Here is a 21694-nt window from a genome sequence, read left to right on the forward strand (position 1 = left end):
GTGGGCGGTGTATCAAGAGTGAACAGGGAGCTCGCACCGCCGTTGAAGGGATCGGAACTGTGCAACGTCCTGCTGTGACGGCCGTGTTGGCCGCCGCCCTGGTGCTGGCGGCCGGATGCTCGCCGGACGGGGGCGGCCCCGCCCCGGACGGCCCGAGCGCCGCCTCTCCGCCTGCCACGTCCGCGTCGCCCACGGGCTCGCCCTCGCCGTCCGCGCCGCCCGCGAAGGGGGCGGTGACGGTGGTGTCCACGCTCGCCGAGGGCCTGCCGTCCCCGTGGGGGCTGGCCGCCCTGCCCGACGGCGACCTGCTGGTCTCCTCGCGCGACGAGGGGACGATCACCCGGATCGACGGGGAGAGCGGCGCGAAGACCGTGATCGGCTCGGTGCCGGGGGTGGCGCCGGCCGGCGAGGGCGGCCTGATGGGCCTGGCGCTCTCGCCGTCGTACGCCTCGGACCACCTGGTGTACGCCTACTTCACCACCGAGTCGGACAACCGCGTCGCCCGCATGCTGTACGACGAGAGGAGACCGGCCGGCCAGCAGCTCGGGGCTCCCGACACGGTCCTGCGGGGCATCCCCAAGGGCACGGTCCACAACGGCGGGCGGATCGCCTTCGGCCCGGACAAGATGCTGTACGCGGCCACCGGCGAGACGGGTGAGACCGGTCTGGCGCAGGACAAGGAGTCGCTGGGCGGGAAGATCCTGCGGATGACGCCGGACGGGCAGCCGGCGCCCGGCAATCCCTTCGCCGGCTCGGTCGTCTACTCGTACGGGCACCGCAACGTTCAGGGACTCGCCTGGGACGCGGACAAGCGGCTGTGGGCCGCCGAGTTCGGCCAGAACACCTGGGACGAGCTGAACCTGGTCGAGCCCGGCAAGAACTACGGCTGGCCGGAGGTGGAGGGCAAGGGCGGCAGGGCCGGCTTCGTCGACCCGGTCGCCCAGTGGAGGACCGCCGATGCCTCCCCCAGCGGCATCGCCGTCGCGGAGGGCTCGGTCTGGATGGCCGGGCTGCGGGGTGAGCGGCTGTGGCGCGTCCCCCTGGCGGGGGCGGAACCTTCGGCGGACCCCCAGGCGTTCCTCGAAGGGCGGTACGGCCGGCTGCGCACGGTCGTGGCGGCGGGCGGGAACAAGCTCTGGCTGGTGACCAGCGAGACGGACGGGCGGGGCACACCGGAAGCGGGCGACGACAAGATCCTCCGGCTGGAGGTGAAGTGAGGGGCGGAAGCCAGTGTTCAACCTGTTGGAGCAGCTCTTCGCGCCGGGGCGCAAGCACACGCACGACGAGCGCCGGCGGCTGGAGCTGACCCGGGAGGACCTCGGCGACGCCGACCCGGCGCGGGGCCCCATAGACCTCGCCTCGGGCACGGTCACCGTCCGCGCCCCCCGCACCCCGGGCGCCCCCGCCGCCTGACACCCGGCGGGGTGCCGGTGGCCGGACGGTGCGGGTGGGCTCCCGGCGGGTCGGGTGCCGGTGGCCGGACGGTGCGGGTGGGCCCCCGGCGGGTCGGGTGCCGGTGGCCGGGCGTCGGGCTCGGCCGGACCTGGGTCGGGTGCCGGTGGCCGGACGGTGCGGGCTCGGCCCAGCCTGGGTCGGGTGCCGGTGGCCGGGCGGCGGGCTCGGCCGGACCTGGGTCGGGTGCCGGTGGCCGGGCGGCGGGCTCGGCCGGACCTGGGTCGGGGGCCGGTGGCCGGGCGGCGCGGGCGGGCGCCCGGCCGGGGCGGGTGCCCCTGCCGGGGCGGGTCAGGCGGGTACCTCGGGGAGGAGGCGGAGGCGGTGGGCGAGGGCGGCGGCTTCGCCGCGGCTCGAGACGCCCAGCTTGGCGAGGATGTTGGAGACGTGCACGCTCGCCGTCTTCGGGGAGATGAACAGTTCCTCGGCTATCTGGCGGTTGGTCCGCCCCACCGCGACCAGGCGCAGCACGTCCTGTTCGCGGGGCGTGAGGCCGAAGCCCTCGTCGTCGGGCTCCGGGGCGGCGGCCACCGGCGGGCGCAGCGACAGCCGGGCGCGGGCCGCGAGCAGCTCCACATCCTCGCGCAGGGGGCGGGCGCCCAGGTGGACGGCGACCAGGTGCGCCTCGCGCAGCAGCTCGGTGGACCGGTCACGCCGGCCGCCCCGGGCGAGCAGCGCGTCCGCCCAGCGATGGCGGGCGCGGGCCAGCTCGTAGGGCCGCTCCAGCGGACCGAGGAGGTGCACGACCTCCGCCCAGCGGTCGGCGTCGTCGCTCCCCTCGGCGCGCGCCAGCTCGGCGGCGACGAACAGTGCGTGCGCCTGCCACACCGGGACCGGCGTGGCGAGCCGCCTGGCGTACGAGCGGATCAGCGCCACCGCCTCGGCGCGCCCCTCCGCCGCGCCGGGCAGCCCGCGCGCCTCCGCCTCCGCCGTCGCGGCGATCAGCAGCAGCGGCCAGGCGTACCGGTGGCTGCCGACCGGGAAGCCGTCGCGGGCCTCCGCGGCGAAGCCGGCCCGTACGTCGGCGAGCCGGCCCTCGGCGGCGGCGACGCCGAGCTGGACGTGGGCCAGCGGCAGCAGGTACTGGAGCATCGGGTCGTGCTTGCCGTAGGAGTCCCGGGCCAGCTCCAGGTGCTCGGCGGCGACGGACAATTCGCCGCGCAGCCAGGCGAGCTGGGCGCGCCGGAGGTGCGCTCCCCCGCGCGGCTTGGTGCTGTAGGCGATGCGCTGGAGCCGCAGCGCGCCCTCGCTCGCCTCGTCCCAGTGGCCCAGCGATATCTGTGACTCGACGAGGTTGGTCATGACCCAGCCCTCGTTGTCGCGCAGGCCGCACTCGCGGGAGAAGGCCAGCCCCTCCTGGGCGACCCGCACCGCCTCCCGGGACCGCCCGACGGCCTCCAGGCAGGAGGGGATGTTGACGTAGGCGCGCCCGGCCTCGTTGCGCACGCACAGCTCGCGGGCGCGGCCGAGGACCGCGTACATCTCCGCGAGACCGTCCTCGATGTCGCCCGCGTCGACCATGAGACTGCCGAGTGTGAGGCGGGCGTTGAGCTCCACCGCCTCGGCCCTGACCAGGCGGGCGTACTCCACGGCCCGTTCGGCCGCGGCGAGGCTCTCTGGGCCGGGCGCGTGCAGCATGCCCCAGCCGGCGGCCACGGCGAGGACCTTCGCGTGGACGGCGGACGGCGGCAGGCCGCGCACCAGCTCCTGCGCGGTGGCGATCTCGGCCCAGCCGTCCCCCCGGCCCAGGTTCGACATCAGCCGGGACCGCTCGGTCCAGAACCAGGCGGCGCGCTCGGGGTCGCGGCCCCCGGAGGCGCTGGACGGGTCGTCCTCGTCGTCGAGGAGGCGCAGCGCCCGCTTGACGATCTTCAGGGCCCGTTCCCGCTCGCCGCACAGCCGGGCCGCCACGGCGGCCTCTGCCAGCAGGTCGAGGTATCCCAGGGGGGTCGTCTCGGGGCAGCCGCACGCCGGGTACGCCTCGGCGTAGTCGATGGGCCGCAGGGACGCGCGGACGTCGGCGGGCACGTCGTCCCACAGCTCCATGGCGCGCTCCAGCAGGCGCAGTTGCTCGGCGTGCGCGTGGCGCTTGCGGGCCTCCACGGCGGCGCGCAGGACGACGGGCAGCGCCTTGGCGGCGTCGTGCGCGTGGTACCAGTAGCTGGCGAGCCGGGTGGTCCGCTCGTCGGCCCGGACGAGCGTGCAGTCGGTCTCCAGGGCCTCGGCGTAACGCCGGTTGAGCCGGGACCGCTCGCCGGGCAGCAGGTCGTCGCTGACGGCCTCGCGCACCAGGGAGTGGCGGAAGCGGTACCCCTCGCCGTCCGGCACGGCGAGCAGGATGTTGGCGTTGACGGCGGCGCGCAGCGCCTCGATGAGGTCGTCCTCGGGGAGCCGGGCCACGGCGGCGAGCAGGCCGTACTCGACCGTGGAGCCGCCCTCGGCGACGATCCTGGCGACCTTCTGGGCGTCCTCGGAGAGCCGCTCCACGCGGACCAGCAGCAGGTCGCGGAGGGATTCGCTGAGCCCGCCGGGCTCACAGCCGTTCTCCTGGCAGACGACGAGTTCCTCGACGAAGAAGGCGTTGCCGTCGGAGCGGCGGAAGATGTCGTCGACGAGGGCGGGCGCGGGCTCGGCGGCCAGGATGCCGGTGAGCTGGCGGTGCACCTCGGTGCGGGTGAACCGGGGCAGTTCGATCCGGCGGACGGTGCGCAGGCGGTCCAGCTCGGCGAGCAGGGGCCGCAGCGGGTGGCGGCGGTGGATGTCGTCGGCACGGTAGGTGGCGACGACCACGAGCCGGCCGCGGGTGACGGTGCGGAAGAGGTAGGCGAGCAGGTGGCGGGTGGAGGTGTCGGCCCAGTGCAGGTCCTCCAGCGCGAGGACGACCGTGCGGTCGGTGGCGATGCGCTCCAGGAGGCGGACGGTCAGCTCGAACAGCCGGGCGGTGCTGTCCTCGTTGTAGGACTCGGGTCCGGCCGCGTCGCCCAATTCCGGCAGGAGACGGGCCAGTTCGCCCTCCTGTCCCTCCGCGGCGGCGGCGAGCTCGCCGGGGAGGGTGCGGCGCAGGGCGCGCAGCGCGGTGGAGAACGGCGCGAACGGCAGTCCCTCCGCGCCGATTTCGACACAGCCGCCCACCGCGACGACGGCGCCCTGGGCGCACGCCTCGCCGAGGAACTCCTCCAGCAGCCGGGTCTTGCCGACGCCCGCCTCACCGCCTACGAGCAGCGCCTGCGGCTCTCCCGCGGTGGCGCGGGAGAGCGCTTCGGTGAGGGCGGTCATCTCGCCGGCTCTGCCGACGAACACCGGGCTTACGGACCTGTTTTCCACGTCGCCGAGCATCGCACAGCCCTGTGACGACGTGGCACCGGTTATCGGCGGCACGGCCATGGCGCGGGCCCTCGCCCGTTCCTCAGGCCGCTGTCACGAAGCGGTCGGGGTCCGTATGCACCCGCCCTTCGGGGGCGTTGTGCCCGGACCGGCGGTCGTGGGCGCGGCGGGCCCTGCGGGCGGCCCGGGCGAGGCCGGCGAGCCGCCGGGCCTCGGCCTCGCGGAGGAGGTCGGCGTGACGGGCGGCGTGGTGGAGTTCGAAGCCGAACATCGGGTTCTCCCTGGTGGTGTCGTGGCGTTTCGGTGACGCCTCAACTCTCGCTTCCCAGGGGGTGCGGCCGCATCGGGAGACTGCCGCATTGTGGGCGGGTGGGGGTCCTTAGGCGCGCCCGAGGGGTGCTCAGTACGCGGGTGCCGGGTGCCGTGGCGCGCCTGAGGACCGCCTCAGGAGCCGGTGGTGGGCAACGGCAGGAACAGGTCGGCGTACATGCCGGCGGACAGGAGCAGTCCCAGTGCGCCGAGGACGGCTCCGGCGAGGCCGACCGCCCGGACCCACAGGGGGCGCTGCGGGCGGGTGAGCACGAGGAGGCCGGTGATCAGGGCGATGACGGCGAACAGGCCGTTGACGAGGGCGGTGGTGTGCCAGGCGTCCCCGTAGATCTCGGAGATCTGCTGGGCGGGGGTCCCGGTCCGGGAGGTGGTGATCTGGCCGATGAGCGTCTCGCGCTCGGAGGCGACGCGTCCCATCCAGGTGCCGGTGAGGGAGGCGATGCCGAGTGCCGTGGCGACGACGGCCGCCGCGGCGGCGGCGAGGCCGGTGGCCGGCTCCTCGCCGGCGCCCTCCGGCTCGTGGAGCTCCGGGGACTCGTGCGGCTCCTGGTGCTCCGGCTCGTCGCCGGCCTCCGTGGCGCCGGGCGCGGTGTCGGGCTCCGTGGCGCCGGGCGCGGTGTCGGGCTCCGTGGCGCCGGGCGCGGTGTCGGGCTCCGTGGCGCCGGGCGCGGTGTCGGGCTCCGTGGCGGACGTGGTGCCCGGCGCGGTGTCGGACGTGGCGCCGGGCTCGGTGGTGGGCTCCGTGGCGGACGTGGCGCCGGGCTCGGTGTCGGCGCCGGTCTTCGCCGGTGTCGTGGTCTGCGTCTTCGTGGGGTTCATGCGCGGCACGCTAGGTGCCGTTTCTGAGAGACCCCTTAACAGCCACCGCTCACCGCGCCTCGCGCCACTCCGGCGCCAGGACGGACCAGACCTCCATGTCGTGGCGTACGCCCCGGTAGGGGTAGCTCTCGCGGAGCACGCCCTCCTTGGTCATGCCGAGCCGCTTGGCGACGTTGATGCTGGCGGTGTTGGCGGACGAGACCTGCCACTCGACGCGGTGCATGCCCCGCTCGCGCACCGCCCAGTCGATCAGGACGCGGACCGCGCGGGTCACCAGCCCCCGGCCGGACACCGACGGCTCCAGCCAGCAGCCCGCCTCGCACGTACCGGTGGCGGTGTCCATGACGCGCAGGAGGACGCCGCCGACGAGGGTGCCGTCCAGCCAGATGCCGAAGATCCGGCCCGTGTCCGCGGCCGCCTTGTCGGCGTACGCCTGGAGGAAGGCGCGCGACGAGGGGAGGTCGGTGCAGACGGTCGGGAGGGCGACGTACTGGCCGATGTACTCCCGGCCCCGGTCCATGTGGGCCAGGAACTCCTCGGCCCGCCACGGCTCCAGCGGCCGCAGCTCGGCGCCGTCGTCACCCAGGGATATCGCGAACACCGGCGTGGACCTCCTCGGCTATGGCACGAGCTGTCCGTCGTCGCTCGAGCGCTGCCAGGGGATCTTCGCACGGTCGGTGTCGCGGCACTCGGGGTTTTCGATGCTGATGCGCGGCAGGACGCGGTCCAGCCAGGCGGGCAGCCACCAGTTGGCTCCGCCGAGCATGTGCATCAGGGCGGGGACCAGGAGCGTACGGAGGACGAACGCGTCCAGGGCGACGGCGGCCGCCAGGCCGATGCCGAACATCGCGATGACCCGGTCGCCGGACAGCACGAAGGCGAGGAAGACGGCGATCATGATGACCGCGGCGGAGTTGATCACCCGGCTGGTCTCGGCGAGGCCCACCCGCACGGCCCGCCGGTTGTCGCCCGTCTCCAGCCACTCCTCGTACATCCGGCTCACCAGGAACACCTGGTAGTCCATGGAGAGCCCGAAGAGCACGGACACCATGATCACCGGCAGGAAGGGCTCGATGGGCCCGGCCCGGCCGAGGCCGAGCAGTTCGCTGCCCATGCCCCACTGGAAGATCGCGACGACCACGCCGAAGGCGGAGGCCACGGCGGCCACGTTCATCAGCGCCGCCTTCAGCGGGATGCCGATGGAGCGGAAGGCCAGCAGGAGCAGCAGACAGCCCAGGGCGATGACGACGCCCACGAAGAGCGGCAGCTTGCCGATGATGACCTGGGCGAAGTCGTCGTAGCCGGCGGTGACGCCACCGACGTACACGTCGAGGGAGGTGCCCTGCCCGGCGGTCGGCAGCACGTCGTCGCGCAGCCGGTCGACGAGGTCGCTGGTCGCCTTCGACTGCGGCGCGGAGTCCGGTACGACGGTGAGGACGGCCGTGTCGCCGCCGCCGTTGTACGTGACCGGGCTGACCGTTTCGACGCCCTTGGTGGCGCGCAGGGCGTCGGGGAGCGCGGCGAGGGCGACCCGGTCGTCGGCGCCGTCGAGCTCGGCGACGAGCGTGAGGGGGCCGTTGACGCCGGGGCCGAAGCCGTCGGCGAGCAGGTCGTACGCCTTGCGGGTGGTCGTGGTGGCGGGGTTGTTGCCCTGGTCGGAGGTGCCCAGGTGGAGGCCGAGCGTGGGCAGGGCGAGGACCAGCATGACGACGGCGGCCACCGCGCCCAGCAGCTTGGGGTGGCGCTCGACGAACGCGGACCAGCGGGCGGCGAACCCGGTGGGCAGCTCGGGCTGCGGGCCGTGCTCGACGAGCCGGGCGCGCTCGCGGCGCGACAGGGCGCGCATGCCGATGAACGACAGCAGCGCGGGCAGCAGCGTCACGGACGCGGCGACGGTGAGGACGACGGTGAGGCAGGCCGCGATCGCGACGCCGTTGAGGAAGCCGAGCCGGAGGATCAGCATGCCCAGCAGGGCGATGCAGACGGTGGCTCCGGCGAAGACGACGGCCCGGCCGGTGGTGGCGACGGCGTTCCGGGCGGCCTCGGCGACCGGGAGGCCGCGCTTGAGGCCCTTGCGGTGCCGGGTGACGATGAACAGCGCGTAGTCGATGCCGACGCCCAGGCCGATGAGCATGCCCAGCATGGGGGCGAAGTCGGCGACCGTCATGACGTGGCCCAGCAGGCCGATGCCCGCGTAGGCGGTGCCGACGCTGACCAGGGCCGTGGCGATGGGGAGCAGGCTGGCGGCGAGGGAGCCGAAGGCGAGGAAGAGCACCACGGCGGCGACGGCCACGCCGACGATCTCGGCGGTGTGGGAGGCCGGTGCTTCGGTGACCGCGACGGCGCTGCCGCCGAGCTCGACCTGGACGCCGTCGCTCGCGGCGGCGCGGGCGGTGTCCACCAGGGCCTCGATCTGGGCGGGCGGGATCTCGTCGGCGGGCCGGTCGAAGGCGACCGTGGCGTAGGCGGTGCGGGCGTCCGGGCTGATCTGCCCGGGTGCGGAGTCCTTCGTCGCGGTGCCCGCGGCGGAGTGGGCGTCGGCGGGGGCGCCCTGGGGCGCGCGGGGAGCCGGGGAGTCCTGGGGCGCCGGGGAGTCCTGTGCGGCGGCCGTGGGGAGCGTGTCGTACGGGCCGGTGACGGCGGCGACGCCGGGCAGCTCGGCCACGTCGTCGAGCATCGCCGTCATGCGGTTCTCGACGGCGGCGGCGCGGACGCTGCCCTCCGTGGTGTGCCACACGATGGTGTCGCGTTCACCACCCTGGCCGGGGAAGCCCTCCTCGAGGAGCGCGGCGGCGCGTCCGGACTCGGTGCCGGGGACCTCGTAGTCGTTGGAGTACGCGGAGCCGGCGATCCCGGCGGCCGCCGTGACACCGGCCAGGGCTCCGAGCCAGAGCAGGACGGCGGCGAGGCGGTGCGTGATGCACCATCGGGCGAGGGCTGCCAACGGGTCTACTCCCTGGGTGGTTCGTGGTCTCTATCGGGGATTGCCCGTAAAGAACGCATGACCTACGTACCGCCACTCTGGCAGCCTAAAGAGATCGATTGTCCGTTTCGTGGCGATCCTCACAGCCGCAATATGACGGCGCGCTGAAGCCCAGGCCAATGATTCTGGGCCTCAGCGCCGGAGTCCCGCCCCGCGCTCCCGGCTCAGCCGGAGACGCTCGCGCGCCCGTTCTCGATGTGGCCCATCAGCCGCCGGCGGAAGCCGTCGGGTCCGGTGATCTCGACGTCGTACCAGCCGTGCGCGTCGGCGGCGGAGTGGACGACCGTGCGGCTGCGGCCCGCCTTGACGGTCACCCGGCGGGTCCAGTCGTCCAGGTCGGCCTCGTCGACGTAGCCGAGGGGGCGGACGGTGAAGGTGACCGGCCGGTCACCGGTGGCGGCCAGCGTCAGGTGCAGGTCGCGCTCGCGCGGATCGACGCGCGAGGCGACCTCGGCCCCGCCCGCCGCCGGGCCGGCGAACTCGCGGCGGAAGCCGTTCGGGCCGGTGATCGTGAACCGGTACGCCTCGCGGGTAAGGGGCACCCTCCATTGCGCCGTGCCCCTTACATCGCGGTGCTGCGGCACGGCGAACTCCCCGGCGTACGGGTACAGCGCGAAGGGCACGCTCGCCTTCCCCGTGTTGCTGAGCGTGACCTCCACGGCACCCTCGCCCAGGCGCCCGTGCGCGTCAGGCTGGTACGGCAGGGGCCGCGCGGGCCGGGTCCCGGGCTCCTGGACGGGCATGTGCTGCACCAGCGGCGGCTGCGGGCGCCAGCGGCCGGTGAACGGCGGAATGCCGCCCGGCCGCTCCACCTCCGGCTGCGGGCGGCCGCGCCGGAAGTCGAACGCGGAGGTCAGGTCGCCGGTGACGCGGCGCCGCCACGGCGTGATGTTGGGCTCCTCGACGCCGGTCCAGGTCTCCAGGAAGCGGACCACCGAGGTGTGGTCGAACACCTCCGAGCAGACGTAGCCGCCCACCGTCCACGGGGAGACGACCAGCAGCGGCACCCGGATGCCGAGCCCCGTCGGCAGGCCCTTCCACCGCTCGTCGGTGTCACCGGCGGGCGGCACGGGCGGCGGGACGTGGTCGAAGAAGCCGTCGTTCTCGTCGTAGTTGATCAGCAGGACGGTGTGGCGCCAGACGTCCGGATGGGAGCCGAGCGCGTCCAGCACCTTGTAGACGAGGGTGGCGGAGGCGATCGGGGACGAGGACCCGGGGTGCTCGGAGTCGACCGCGGAGGGTACGAGGTAGGACACCTCCGGCAGGGTCCCGGCGGCGACGTCCGCGCGGAACGCGTCCGCCAGGGTGCCGGTCTCCACGCGTCGCAGCCCGCGCTCGAAGAGCGAGCGCTCCGCCGCGGTCAGCGTGGCGACGCCCTCCTCCAGCGCGGCGAGGAGCCGGGCCCGCTCGGCGGCGTCGGTGGTGTCGCGGACGGCCGCGTAGAAGGACTCCATGTAGGTGTGGCCACCGGTCGCGGCCAGGGCCTTGCGGGCGATCTTCTTGAAGGTGGTGAAGAACTCGATGTTGTTGTCGGTGAAGTTCTCCCACTCCGTGTACGTCTTCCAGGTCCGGCCCGCCTTCTCCAGCCGCTCGGCGTACGTCGGCCACGGGTAGCCGGGGTGGGTGCCCTCCGCGTACGCCGCGTTGGTCACGGCCCGGGTGCCGTCGGCCTCGTACCCCGTCCAGCCGCTCCACAGGTGGTTGCGGTTGGGGCTCGTCGAGGTGTGGATCGACGAGTGGTAGGCGTCGCAGACGGTGAAGGTGTCCGCGAGCTCGTAGTGCAGCGGGATGTCACGGCGGTCGTAGTACGCCATCGTCGCGGCCGTCTTGGCGGAGACCCAGCCGTCCATCCACCCGTCGCGCCACGCCCTGGCACCGCCGCCCCAGGAGTGGTCGAGGTCCCCGATGTACTGGAGGTCCTTCTTCTGCGCCTCGGCGGCACCGCGGACGGGGAACGGCAGCACGGTACGGCCGAGCGGCCCGGGCTGCTCGAACACCGGCCTGCCGGAGGGCAGTTCGACGGCGTTGCGGTCACCGAAGCCGCGAACGCCGCGCAGGGTGCCGAAGTAGTGATCGAAGGATCGATTCTCCTGCATCAGGATCACCACGTGCCTGACCGCCCGCAGCCCGCCGGAGGGCGGGGCGGCGGCCATCGCGGCCCGCAGCGAGGGCGGCAGCAGCGATCCGGCCGCGGCGGCGCCGAGAGCGCCTCCGCCCAGCGCGAGCATCCTCCTGCGCGAGACCTCCCGCGGCTCGCGCGCCTCCTGGGTTCCCCGCGCTTCCCGCTGCCCTGAAGTGTCCGGTGACAAGCTCGACCTCCCGTCGACGGCTCAATGGTTCGCCCGCGATCCATTGAGTGGTACGGCCCGGACGGTAGTGAGACCGGGTGTCGACGGGAAGACCTGGTGACGACAGCACGGTGAATGTCCAAGCGACGGACCGGAGAGTCCAAACGATTCGCCCCCCTCCGCCCCGCTTCGCCGGAAAGGGCCATGGCCACAACTCGCCAGGTGCGCATGAGCCGCGAAGGCCGGGGCAGAAGCACCAACGCTCCCCCCACGGGACGGCACCAGGCCCCGCCACACCCCTCCCCCCGGTGGCGGGGCCTTCGCCCTCCGGGGCCATGACTCGGCCCCCGTACGCGGGACGTCCTGCGTACGGGGGCCGAGTGGTGCCTGCCGGGCCGGTGTCAGCCCTCGACGCCGAGCCTCTCCAGGATCAGCTCCCGCACCCGGGCCGCGTCGGCCTGGCCGCGGGTGGCCTTCATGACGGCACCGACCAGGGCGCCGGCCGCGGCCACCTTGCCACCACGGATCTTGTCCGCGATGGCGGCGTTGGCGGCGATCGCCTCGTCCACGGCCGCGCCCAGCGCGCCTTCGTCGGACACGACCTTCAGGCCGCGCTTCTCGACGACCGTGTCCGGGTCGCCCTCACCGTTCAGGACGCCCTCGATGACCTGGCGGGCCAGCTTGTCGTTGAGGTCGCCGGACGCGACGAGCTCGGCCACCCGGGCCACCTGCGCCGGGGTGATGGGCAGCTCGTCCAGGGCCTTGCCGGACTCGTTGGCGTTACGGGCCAGCTCGCCCATCCACCACTTGCGGGCCTGGTCGGCCGGGGCGCCCGCCTCGGTCGTGGCGACGATCAGGTCGACCGCGCCCGCGTTGAGGATGGACTGCATGTCGTGCTCGGAGACGCCCCACTCCTCGCGCAGCCGGTTGCGGCGCACGCGCGGCAGCTCGGGCAGCTCCTTGCGGAGCTCCTCCACCCATTCGCGCGACGGGGCGACGGGCACGAGGTCGGGCTCCGGGAAGTACCGGTAGTCCTCGGCCTCCTCCTTCACCCGGCCGGACGTCGTGGAGCCGTCGTCCTCGTGGAAGTGGCGGGTCTCCTGGACGACCGTGCCGCCCGCGTTCAGCACGCCCGCGTGGCGGCTGATCTCGTACCGGACGGCCCGCTCGACCGACCGCAGCGAGTTCACGTTCTTCGTCTCCGAACGCGTACCGAACTTCTCCACGCCCTGAGGACGCAGCGACAGGTTCACGTCGCAGCGCATCTGGCCCATCTCCATGCGGGCCTCGGAGACGCCGAGCGCCTTGATCAGCTCGCGCAGCTCGGCGACGTACGCCTTGGCGACCTCGGGAGCACGCTCACCGGCGCCCACGATCGGCTTGGTGACGATCTCGATCAGCGGGATGCCGGCGCGGTTGTAGTCCAGCAGCGAGTGCGAGGCGCCGTGGATACGGCCGGTCGCACCACCCACGTGCGTGGACTTGCCGGTGTCCTCCTCCATGTGGGCGCGCTCGATCTCCACGCGGAAGACCTCGCCGTCCTCGAGCTGGACGTCCAGGTAGCCGTTGAAGGCGATCGGCTCGTCGTACTGCGAGGTCTGGAAGTTCTTCGGCATGTCCGGATAGAAGTAGTTCTTCCGGGCGAAGCGGCACCATTCGGCGATCTCGCAGTTGAGCGCGAGGCCGATCCTGATGGCGGACTCGACGCCGACCGCGTTGACGACCGGGAGCGAGCCCGGCATGCCGAGGCAGGTGGGGCAGGTCTGCGAGTTGGGCTCGGCGCCCAGCTCGGTGGAGCAGCCGCAGAACATCTTGGTCCTGGTGCCGAGCTCGACGTGCACCTCGAGCCCCATGACGGGGTCGTAGGCGGCGAGGGCGTCCTCGTACGACACCAGCTCAGTGATGACGGTCACGGTGAAACTTTCCCTCTCAGCCGAACAGGACGTCGTCGTCACCGATGCGCTTGAGCTCGCGCACCAGGATGGCGAGGCCCGTCACAATGGCGGCGGCCGACACGGCGGCGTCGAGCAGCAGCAGCGCGTCGCTCTCGCCGCGCGCCTTGCGGATCTGCTTGACCACGCTCACCGCGCCGAACGCGGTGGTGCCGATGGACAGATACGTACCGGCCTTCGACTTCTTGAAGCCCTTGGCCTTGGTCAGTGCGCTCACAGCGACGGAGCCTCCTCCAGCAGCGGGTGGCCCCAGCGTGCCACGAAGGCGGCCTCGACGGCCGCGCCGACCTTGTAGAGCCGGTCGTCCTTCATGGCGGGGGCGATGATCTGCAGACCGACCGGGAGGTTGTCCTCCGGAGCCAGACCGCAGGGCAGCGACATGGCCGCGTTGCCGGCCAGGTTGGTCGGGATGGTGCACAGGTCGGCGAGGTACATCGCCATCGGGTCGTCGGCGCGCTCGCCGATCGGGAAGGCCGTGGTGGGCGTCGTCGGCGAGACGATGACGTCGACCTGCTCGAAGGCCTTCTCGAAGTCGCGCGTGATCAGCGTGCGGACCTTCTGCGCGCTGCCGTAGTACGCGTCGTAGTAGCCGGAGCTGAGCGCGTACGTACCGAGCATGATGCGGCGCTTGACCTCGTCGCCGAACCCGGCCTCACGCGTGAGGGCGGTGACGTCCTCGGCCGACTTCGTACCGTCGTCGCCGACCCGCAGGCCGTAACGCAGACCGTCGAACCGGGCCAGGTTGGAGGAGCACTCCGACGGCGCGATCAGGTAGTACGCGGAGAGCGCCAGGTCGAAGGACGGGCAGTCCAGCTCGACGACCTCGGCGCCCAGCTCCTTGAGCAGCTCGACCGACTCGTCGAACCGCTGGACCACGCCCGCCTGGTAGCCCTCGCCGCGGAACTGCTTGACCACGCCGACGCGCATGCCGCGCACCGACCCGTTGCGGGCGGCCTCGACGACCGGCGGGACCGGCGCGTCGATGGACGTCGAGTCCAGCGGGTCGTGCCCGGCGATGACCTCGTGGAGCAGCGCCGCGTCCAGCACGGTCCGCGCACAGGGCCCGCCCTGGTCGAGGCTGCTGGAGAACGCCACCATGCCGTAGCGGGAGACCCCGCCGTACGTCGGCTTGACGCCGACCGTGCCGGTGACGGCGGCGGGCTGCCGGATGGAGCCGCCGGTGTCGGTGCCGATGGCCAGCGGCGCCTCGTACGACGCCAGCGCCGCGCTGGAGCCACCGCCCGAACCGCCGGGGATCTTGGTCAGGTCCCAGGGGTTGCCGGTGGGCCCGTACGCGCTGTTCTCCGTCGACGACCCCATGGCGAACTCGTCCATGTTGGTCTTGCCGAGGATGACGACGTCGGCGGCCTTGAGCTTCTTGGTCAGCGTGGCGTCGTAGGGCGGGATCCAGCCCTCCAGGATCTTCGAACCGACGGTCGTCGGCATGTCCTGGGTGGTGAAGATGTCCTTGAGCGCCAGCGGTACGCCGGCCAGCGGGCCGAGCTTCTCGCCCCGGGCGCGCTTCTCGTCCACGGCACGGGCCTGGGCGAGGGCGCCTTCACGGTCGACGTGCAGGAAGGCGTGCACCTTCTCGTCGACGGCGTCGATCCGGGCCAGGTGGGCCTCGGTCACCTCGACGGCGGTGAGCTCGCCGGACGCGATCTTCTCGGCGATCTCGGCGGCGGTGAGCCTGATGATGTCCGTCATGGTCTTAGTCCTCCCCCAGGATCTGCGGCACCTTGAAACGCTGCTGCTCCTGGGCCGGGGCGCCGGAGAGCGCCTGCGCGGGGGTGAGCGACGGACGGACCTCGTCCGCGCGCATGACATTGGTCAGCGGCAGCGGGTGGGAGGTCGGGGGTACGTCTTGATCGGCGACCTCGGAGACGCGGGCGACCGCGCCGATGATGTCGTCGAGCTGTCCGGCGAAGTGGTCGAGCTCTTCGTCCTTCAGCTCCAGACGTGCCAGCCGGGCGAGGTGGGCGACCTCCTCGCGCGTGATGCCAGGCATGCAGCGATCCTCAGGGGTGAGTGTGATGGTTTTGGCCCAATCCTATGGGGCGGGGCGCGCTACCCGTTAAACGGTTTGCCCCACGCCCCCCGGTGGGCGGTGTCCCACCACCCACGACCCGCGCCCGGCGTCCCACCGGGGCCGTCCCCGTGCCCCACCACCCACCGAGCCGGTGGGGCACCCCGCCGACCGCGAGGAGGCGAGCCCGGAGGGGCCACGCCCCCACCCACCGGCGTTACCCGCCGAAACGGCACCACCCACGTGGGCACCGGGACAAGAGCACCGCCCCGGTTACTGCACCACCTGGTCAGCGTCCTGGGGGGCCGGGGGGAGGGCGCGGGGCGGGCGGTGCCAGCCGGCCTCGCCGCGGGCGCGCAGCCACGCCGTGGTCTCCGCCGGCGGCATCGCCGCGGCGACCAGCCAGCCCTGCACCGCGTCGCACCCCAGGTCCCGCAGCCGCTCCCACGTCTCGTCGTCCTCGACGCCCTCGGCGACCACCAGCAGCCCCAGTGAGTGCGCCAGGTCGACGGTGCACCGGACGATCTCGGCGTCCTCGTTGTCGACCGCCAGCCGGGCGACGAACGAGCGGTCGATCTTCAGCTCGCTCACCGGGAGCCGCCGCAGGTGGACCAGCGAGGAGTAGCCGGTGCCGAAGTCGTCGAGGGACATCTTCACGCCGTGGCCCGTGAGCCCCGCCAGGGTGTCGGCCGCGCGCTGGGGGTCCTCCAGCAGGACGTGCTCCGTTATCTCGAGCTGGAGCGCGCCCGCCGGGACCCCGTGGCGGGCGAGCCGTGCGGCGACCGCGCCGGCGAACCCGGGGGTGTGGACGTCACGCGGGGAGACGTTCACGGCGACGGGGACGTTCAGGCCCTGGGCGCGCCACTTGGCGACCTGGGCGAGCGCGGTCTCCAGGACGTACTCCGTGAGGTGCGGCATCAGCCCGGAGGACTCGGCGATGGCGATGAACTCGTCGGGCGGGACCTTGCCCCGCTCCGGGTGCACCCAGCGCACCAGCGCCTCCAGCCCGGCGACGTGTCCGTCGAAGCCGACCTTCGGCTGGTAGTGGAGCTCGACGTCGCCGGCGTCCAGGGCGCGCCGCAGGTCGCCGAGGAGGCCGAGCCGGTCGGGGGTGTTGGAGTCGCGCTTGGACTCGTACACCTCGACGCCGGTGCGGTCGCGCTTGGCCTGGTACATCGCCACGTCCGCCCGCTGCAGGAGCCCTTCGGCGTCCAGCGCGTGGTCGGGGAAGACGGCGACGCCCGCGCTGGCCTCGAGGACCAGGGTCAGCCCGTCGAGGTCGAGCGGTGAGGACAGTTCGGCGGCGAGCTGCCGGGCCACCCGCTGGGCGCTGGTGGTGGAGTCGGCGGTGGGCAGGAGGACGGCGAACTCGTCGCCGCCCAGTCGCGCCGCCTCCGCCCCGCGCGGGAGGGCGAGGCGGAGCCGGTCGGCGATCTGGAGCAGCAGCCGGTCACCGGCCAGATGACCGAGCGTGTCGTTGACCGACCGGAAACGATCGAGGTCGATCAGCACCAGCGCCGCCCGGAGGCCCGCGCCCTCGGCCTCCTCCAGCGCGTTCCAGGTGCGCTCCAGCAGCCACTGACGGTTCGGCAGCCCGGTCAGCGGATCGCGCAGTTGTTCCTCCGCCCGCGCCCGGGCGATCCACAGCGTGGAGTCCAGGGCGATCAGCGGGATGGCGAACAGCGGCAGCACCACCGGCAGGGAGACCGCGACGACGCAGATCAGCGGCGCGATGCCGAGCAGCGCGACCGCCACCAGGCCCTGCCGCAGCAGCGCCGTGCGGGCGGCCGTCGGCAGCCCGCCGCTCTGCGGGGCCAGGGTGTACCACAGCAGCAGCCGGGTCACCACGAGGTACGCGGTGGCCGCCAGCGCCACTTCCGGCACCGCCTCGATGCCCCATTCGAGTGGCTGCCACGGGCGTTCGACCGTCGGTACGTCCCCGAAGGCGGCGAGGACCAGGGCCGCCGCCCCGATGCCGAGGATGTCCGCCGCGCCGTGCAGGAGCCCCTGGCGCCAGCGGTGCCGCCGCGCCGCGCCGACCAGGACGACGACGGCGAGGCTGACCAGTCCGGCGGGCACCCACCCGTACAGGAGCAGGACGGCCAGGGTGAGCGCGGCACCGGAGCCGGTGCCGCCCCACCACCGGTCGCGGCCGAGCGCGACGAGGTGGCCGACGATGATGCCGGTGAGCACGGCGAGCGACCAGCCCGCCGTGGAGCCGGGGAACAGCGCGTGGCCGCCGCTCACGGCCCCGTACAGCCCGGCCAGCAGGACGAAGGCGGCGACGGCCACCACGGCGGTCGGGAGCCCGGCGGCGATGCCCGCGCCGGCCACGTACGCACGCGGCCGTGAGACCGGGGCGGCACTCTCGGTCGGTTTCATTCCGTCCCTCTCACAGCCGGCGGTGCCGTTGCCTCGCGATGGCCCGTAGTCATGCCGCCGCGGCCGGAATCCACCCTGCGGCCGCGCACGACAGGCGCCATCTCAACAGTAGGCCGCGGAAGGCTCCGACGGGCAGCGCTCTACAGCTCTTGCCCGAATGCGGCCCGGCCACCCTTATCCATCTGATATGCGCTGAACGGGTGACCTCCAACCGGCGTTCCCCGGCCTATTGTTCGAGCGGGACGGCCGCCTCCCGAGCCGCGTCCGGCCCCTGTTCCAGCAGGATGTGGAAGCCGTCCTCGTCCAGAACCGGAACCTTCAACTGCATCGCCTTGTCGTACTTGGAGCCAGGGCTGTCACCCACAACAACGAAGGCGGTCTTCTTCGAAACGGAACCGGTCACCTTGGCTCCGCGGCTCTGGAGGGCCTCTTTTGCGCCATCCCTGGTGAATTTCTGGAGGGTTCCGGTGACGACGACGGTCAGTCCCTCCAGCGGACGCGGCCCTTCGTCCTTGCCCGCGCCCTCCTCCTCCATCCGCACTCCGGCCGCCCGCCACTTGCGCAGGATCTCCCGGTGCCAGTCCTCCTCGAACCACTGCTTGAGCGACGCCGCGATGGTCGGGCCCACGCCCTCGACGGCCGCCAGCTCCTCCTCGCTCGCCTGCTCGATCCGCTCGATCGAGCGGAATTCGCGCGCCAGCGCCTCCGCGGCCACCGGTCCCACGTGACGGATCGACAGACCCGTGATGACCCGGGCCAGCGGCCGCTGCTTGGCCGCCGCGATGTTCTCCAGCATGGCCAGGGCGTTCTTGCGCGGCTCGCCCTGCTGGTTGGCGAAGACCGTGACGACCTTCTCCTCGCCCGTCTTGGGGTCGCGCTTGGGCAGGCCGCTGTCCTGGTCCAGGACGTACGCCTTGATGGGCAGCAGCCGCTCGATGGTGAGGTCGAACAGGTCGCCCTCGTCCACCAGCGGCGGCTCGGCCGGCTCCAGGGGCTTGGTCAGCGCGGCCGCCGCCACATAGCCGAAGTTCTCGATGTCGAGGCACTTGCGGCCGGCGAGGTAGAACAGCCGCTCACGCAACTGCGCCGGGCACGTACGGCCGTTCGGGCAGCGCAGGTCGACGTCGCCCTCCTTCATCGGCCGCAGCGGCGTCCCGCACTCCGGGCACTCCCCCGGCATCACGAACTCCCGCTCCGTGCCGTCCCGCAGGTCGGCGACCGGCCCGAGGATCTCGGGGATGACGTCACCGGCCTTGCGCAGCACGACCGTGTCCCCGATGAGGACGCCCTTGGCCTTCACCACGTCCTGGTTGTGCAGCGTGGCGAACTCGACCTCCGAGCCGGCCACCGTGACCGGCTCCACCTGCGCGTACGGCGTCACCCGGCCCGTCCGGCCAACACCCACCCGGATGTTGACCAGCTTGGTGTTGACCTCTTCCGGCGCGTACTTCCAGGCGATCGCCCAGCGCGGCGCACGGGAGGTGGAGCCGAGCCGGCCCTGGAGCGGGATCTCGTCGAGCTTGACGACCACGCCGTCGATCTCGTGCTCCACCGAGTGGCGGTTGTCGCCGAAGTACGTGATGAACTCGCGTACGCCGCCGATGTCACCGACCACCTTGTTGTGCCGGGCGGTCGGCAGGCCCCACTCGCGCAGCAGCCCGTACGCCTCGGAGAGCCGGGCGATCTCCAGGCCGTCCCGCGCGCCGATGCCGTGCACCACCATGTGCAGCGGGCGGGTGGCGGTGACCTTCGGGTCCTTCTGGCGCAGCGAACCGGCCGCCGCGTTGCGCGGGTTGGCGAACGGCTTGTCACCGGCCGCCACCAGACGGGCGTTGAGCTCCTCGAACTTCTCCATCGGGAAGTACACCTCGCCCCGGATCTCCACCAGGTCCGGGATGCGGTCGCCCCTGAGCCGGTCGGGCACGTCCGCGATGGTGCGGATGTTCGGCGTGATGTCCTCGCCCGTGCGGCCGTCGCCGCGCGTGGCCGCGCGCGTGAGGCGGCCCTTCTCGTACGTCAGGTTCACGGCCAGGCCGTCGACCTTCAGCTCGCACAGGAAGTGGTACGCCGAGGTGCCGACCTCCTTGGCGACACGATCCGCCCAGCCGGCCAGCTCCTCGTCGTCGAAGGCGTTGTCCAGCGACAGCATCCGCTCGCGGTGCTGGACGGCCGTGAACTCCGTCTCGTACGACCCGGCGACCTTCTGGGTGGGCGAGTCGGGCGTCCGGAGCTCCGGATACTCCTCCTCCAGCGCCTCCAGCGAACGCAGCAGCGTGTCGAACTCGGCGTCGCTGATGACCGGCTGGTCCTTCACGTAGTACCGGAAGCGGTGCTCCTCGACCTGTTCGGCAAGCTGCGCGTGCTTGTCCCGTGCCTCCGCCGGCACGACATCGTGCTGTTCGACAGCCACCGTCACTCCTCCGTCACTGACGTCACTCAGGGTTGTCCGCGAGCGATCTCGCCGCCTTGACGCAGTGGGCCAGCGCGGCGCGGGCGTACACGGGCGAGGCGCCCGCCAGCCCGCACGACGGGGTGACCACGAGCGACTCGGCGAGAGTCCCCGGATTCAGCCCCAGCCTGCGCCACAGCGTCCTGACACCCATGACGCTACCGGCAGGGTCTGACAATGGGCCGTCGGTGGACCCCACGACGCCCGCGAACAGCGTCGTGCCGCCCTCGACCGCCTCCCCGATCGCCTCCTCGTCACGCTCGGTGAGCAGCCCGAAATCGAACGAGATGCCCGCCGCGCCGGCGCGCCGCAGCAGCCCGAACGGCACCTCCGGGGCGCACGAGTGCACGATCACCGGCCCGTCGTGCGCGGCCATGACGTCCCGCAGCGCGCCCTCCACGACCTGCCGGTCCACCGCCCGGTGCGTCCGGTAGCCGCTCGCGGTCGGCACCCGCCCGCGCAGCACCGCGGTCAGGGACGGCTCGTCGAGCTGGAGCACGACCCGGGCGCCCGGCACCCGGCGCCGCACCTGCGCGAGGTGGCCGCGCAGCCCCTCCGCCAGCGAGGCCGCGAGGTCCCGGCAGGCACCGGGGTCGCCCAGCGCGGCCTCGCCACCGCGCAGCTCCAGGGCGGCGGCCAGCGTCCACGGCCCCACGGCCTGCACCTTCAGGGGCCCTTGGTACCCCTGCGTGAACTCCTCCAGGGCGTCGAGGTCCTCGCCCATCCAGGACCACGCCCGCCGGGTGTCGCGACCGGGCCGGTCGGCGACCCGCCAGCCGCTCGGCTCCACGTGCGCGTACATCTCGACGAGCAGCCCGAGGGTCCGCCCGATCATGTCGGCGCCCGGACCGCGGGCGGGCAGCTCCGCGAGGTGCGGGAAGTCCTCGAAGGTCCCGGTGACCGTCTTGGCGGCCTCCCGCGCGTCGCCGCCGGGCATGGACCCGACGCCGGTGGCCGGGCCCCAGTTGACGTCCTCGTTCCGGCTCATCGTCCCGGCCGCACCGTCAGGTCGTTGATCTCCGCGTCGCGCGGCAGGTCGATGGCCGTGAGGATCGCCGTGGCGACCGACTCGGGGTCGATCCAGCGCGACGCGTCGTACTCCTTGCCCTCCTGCTGGTGCACCTTGGCCTGCATGGGGCTGGCCGTGCGGCCGGGGTAGACGGACGTGACGCGCACCCCGCCCGCGTGCTCCTCCTGGCGCAGCGAGTCGGCCAGCGCCTTGAGGCCGTGCTTGGAGGCGGCGTACGCGGACCACTCGGCGTGGGCGTTCAGGCCGGCGCCGGAGTTGACGAACACGACGTGCCCCTGGGACACCCGCAACTGGGGCAGGAGCAGCCGGGTGAGCTCGGCGGGCGCGACGAGGTTGACGTCGAGCTGGTGCCGCCACGCCCTGGTGGTGAGGTCGCCGACCCGCCCGAGGTCGACGACGCCCGCGATGTGCAGCAGCGAGTCGAGCCGGTCGGGCAGGGTCTGGTGGGAGAAGGCCCAGGAGAGCCGGTCGGGGTTGGCGAGGTCGCCGACGAGCGTGCGCGCCCCGGGGAGGCTGTCGGCCAGTTCCTTGGCGCGCCCGGCGTCACGGGCCAGCAGGACCAGGTCGTCGCCGCGCTCGTGCAGGCGCCGGGCGACGGCCGCGCCGATGCCGGACCCCGCCCCGGTGATCATGTGAGTAGCCATACGGGCCATGCTCGC

General features: G+C 73.1%; 16 protein-coding genes. 2 read left to right on the forward strand and 14 right to left on the reverse strand.

All coding sequences use genetic code 11. From position 1 onward, the window contains the following. Positions 1 to 74 precede the first annotated feature (74 nt). Both E2B92_RS25430 and E2B92_RS25435 read left to right on the forward strand, forming a co-directional pair. On the forward strand, positions 75 to 1217 hold the full coding sequence (locus E2B92_RS25430; protein WP_126885216.1) for a PQQ-dependent sugar dehydrogenase: 1143 nt from the start codon (positions 75 to 77) through the stop codon (positions 1215 to 1217). A 13-nt stretch (positions 1218 to 1230) separates the two neighbouring features. After that, positions 1231 to 1413 carry a DUF6191 domain-containing protein gene (locus tag E2B92_RS25435; RefSeq protein WP_133087699.1) on the forward strand — a complete coding sequence of 61 codons (183 nt, stop codon included), beginning with the start codon at positions 1231 to 1233 and terminating at the stop codon, positions 1411 to 1413. Between the two features lie 330 nt (positions 1414 to 1743). On the opposite strand, the gene E2B92_RS25440 is transcribed toward E2B92_RS25435, so the two are convergent. From E2B92_RS25440 to E2B92_RS25505, 14 genes are all read right to left on the reverse strand, one after another. Then, positions 1744 to 4788, reverse strand: a complete 3045-nt coding sequence (locus E2B92_RS25440; RefSeq protein WP_133087700.1) for a helix-turn-helix transcriptional regulator — start codon at positions 4786 to 4788, stop codon at positions 1744 to 1746. A gap of 70 nt (positions 4789 to 4858) precedes the next feature. Further along, complete coding sequence (locus E2B92_RS25445; protein ID WP_126889302.1) at positions 4859 to 5047, reverse strand: hypothetical protein; 189 nt, start codon at positions 5045 to 5047, stop codon at positions 4859 to 4861. Positions 5048 to 5220: 173 nt separating this feature from the next. Beyond that, complete coding sequence (locus tag E2B92_RS25450; RefSeq protein ID WP_126889303.1) at positions 5221 to 5925, reverse strand: hypothetical protein; 705 nt, start codon at positions 5923 to 5925, stop codon at positions 5221 to 5223. Positions 5926 to 5974: 49 nt separating this feature from the next. Next, a complete protein-coding gene (locus E2B92_RS25455) occupies positions 5975 to 6526 on the reverse strand; it encodes a GNAT family N-acetyltransferase (protein ID WP_126889304.1) in 552 nt (183 codons plus the stop codon). A gap of 18 nt (positions 6527 to 6544) precedes the next feature. Further along, positions 6545 to 8869: an MMPL family transporter gene (locus tag E2B92_RS25460; RefSeq protein ID WP_133087701.1), complete on the reverse strand. Its 2325-nt coding sequence runs from the start codon at positions 8867 to 8869 to the stop codon at positions 6545 to 6547. Between the two features lie 203 nt (positions 8870 to 9072). Next, a complete protein-coding gene (locus E2B92_RS25465; RefSeq protein ID WP_126889118.1) occupies positions 9073 to 11136 on the reverse strand; it encodes a phosphocholine-specific phospholipase C in 2064 nt (687 codons plus the stop codon). A gap of 461 nt (positions 11137 to 11597) precedes the next feature. Beyond that, positions 11598 to 13109, reverse strand: a complete 1512-nt coding sequence (gene gatB, locus E2B92_RS25470) for an Asp-tRNA(Asn)/Glu-tRNA(Gln) amidotransferase subunit GatB (protein ID WP_126889117.1) — start codon at positions 13107 to 13109, stop codon at positions 11598 to 11600. 16 nt (positions 13110 to 13125) lie between these two features. Then, complete coding sequence (locus tag E2B92_RS25475; protein ID WP_126889116.1) at positions 13126 to 13365, reverse strand: hypothetical protein; 240 nt, start codon at positions 13363 to 13365, stop codon at positions 13126 to 13128. Next, complete coding sequence (gene gatA, locus E2B92_RS25480) at positions 13362 to 14855, reverse strand: Asp-tRNA(Asn)/Glu-tRNA(Gln) amidotransferase subunit GatA (protein ID WP_126889115.1); 1494 nt, start codon at positions 14853 to 14855, stop codon at positions 13362 to 13364. Before gatA ends, E2B92_RS25475 begins: the two co-directional genes overlap by 4 nt. Before the next feature lie 4 nt (positions 14856 to 14859). Then, positions 14860 to 15156 carry an Asp-tRNA(Asn)/Glu-tRNA(Gln) amidotransferase subunit GatC gene (gene gatC, locus E2B92_RS25485; protein WP_126889114.1) on the reverse strand — a complete coding sequence of 99 codons (297 nt, stop codon included), beginning with the start codon at positions 15154 to 15156 and terminating at the stop codon, positions 14860 to 14862. A gap of 291 nt (positions 15157 to 15447) precedes the next feature. After that, a complete protein-coding gene (locus tag E2B92_RS25490) occupies positions 15448 to 17556 on the reverse strand; it encodes a putative bifunctional diguanylate cyclase/phosphodiesterase (protein WP_133087702.1) in 2109 nt (702 codons plus the stop codon). A gap of 226 nt (positions 17557 to 17782) precedes the next feature. Next, positions 17783 to 19966 (reverse strand): NAD-dependent DNA ligase LigA, encoded by a 2184-nt coding sequence (gene ligA, locus E2B92_RS25495; protein ID WP_126883564.1) that lies wholly within the window; start codon positions 19964 to 19966, stop codon positions 17783 to 17785. A 22-nt stretch (positions 19967 to 19988) separates the two neighbouring features. Beyond that, positions 19989 to 20993, reverse strand: coding sequence for a methionine synthase (locus E2B92_RS25500; RefSeq protein WP_126883563.1), 1005 nt, complete (start codon positions 20991 to 20993; stop codon positions 19989 to 19991). After that, entirely contained in the window at positions 20990 to 21688 is a 699-nt protein-coding gene (locus E2B92_RS25505) for an SDR family oxidoreductase (RefSeq protein WP_126883562.1), read from the reverse strand. Before E2B92_RS25505 ends, E2B92_RS25500 begins: the two co-directional genes overlap by 4 nt. Positions 21689 to 21694: the final 6 nt, after the last annotated feature.

This window comes from Streptomyces sp. WAC05374 (assembly GCF_004353505.1).
GTDB lineage: Bacteria > Actinomycetota > Actinomycetes > Streptomycetales > Streptomycetaceae > Streptomyces.

Bases quoted from the DNA above. Each gene is read 5' to 3' on its own strand.
- E2B92_RS25440 (WP_133087700.1), bottom strand. From the start codon at position 4,788: ATGCTCGGCGACGTGGAAAACAGGTCCGTAAGCCCGGTGTTCGTCGGC.
- E2B92_RS25445 (WP_126889302.1), bottom strand. From the start codon at position 5,047: ATGTTCGGCTTCGAACTCCACCACGCCGCCCGTCACGCCGACCTCCTC.
- E2B92_RS25450 (WP_126889303.1), bottom strand. From the start codon at position 5,925: ATGAACCCCACGAAGACGCAGACCACGACACCGGCGAAGACCGGCGCC.
- E2B92_RS25465 (WP_126889118.1), bottom strand. From the start codon at position 11,136: ATGCTCGCGCTGGGCGGAGGCGCTCTCGGCGCCGCCGCGGCCGGATCG.
- gatA (WP_126889115.1), bottom strand. From the start codon at position 14,855: ATGACGGACATCATCAGGCTCACCGCCGCCGAGATCGCCGAGAAGATC.
- gatC (WP_126889114.1), bottom strand. From the start codon at position 15,156: ATGCCTGGCATCACGCGCGAGGAGGTCGCCCACCTCGCCCGGCTGGCA.
- E2B92_RS25490 (WP_133087702.1), bottom strand. From the start codon at position 17,556: ATGAAACCGACCGAGAGTGCCGCCCCGGTCTCACGGCCGCGTGCGTAC.
- E2B92_RS25500 (WP_126883563.1), bottom strand. From the start codon at position 20,993: ATGAGCCGGAACGAGGACGTCAACTGGGGCCCGGCCACCGGCGTCGGG.
- E2B92_RS25505 (WP_126883562.1), bottom strand. From the start codon at position 21,688: ATGGCCCGTATGGCTACTCACATGATCACCGGGGCGGGGTCCGGCATC.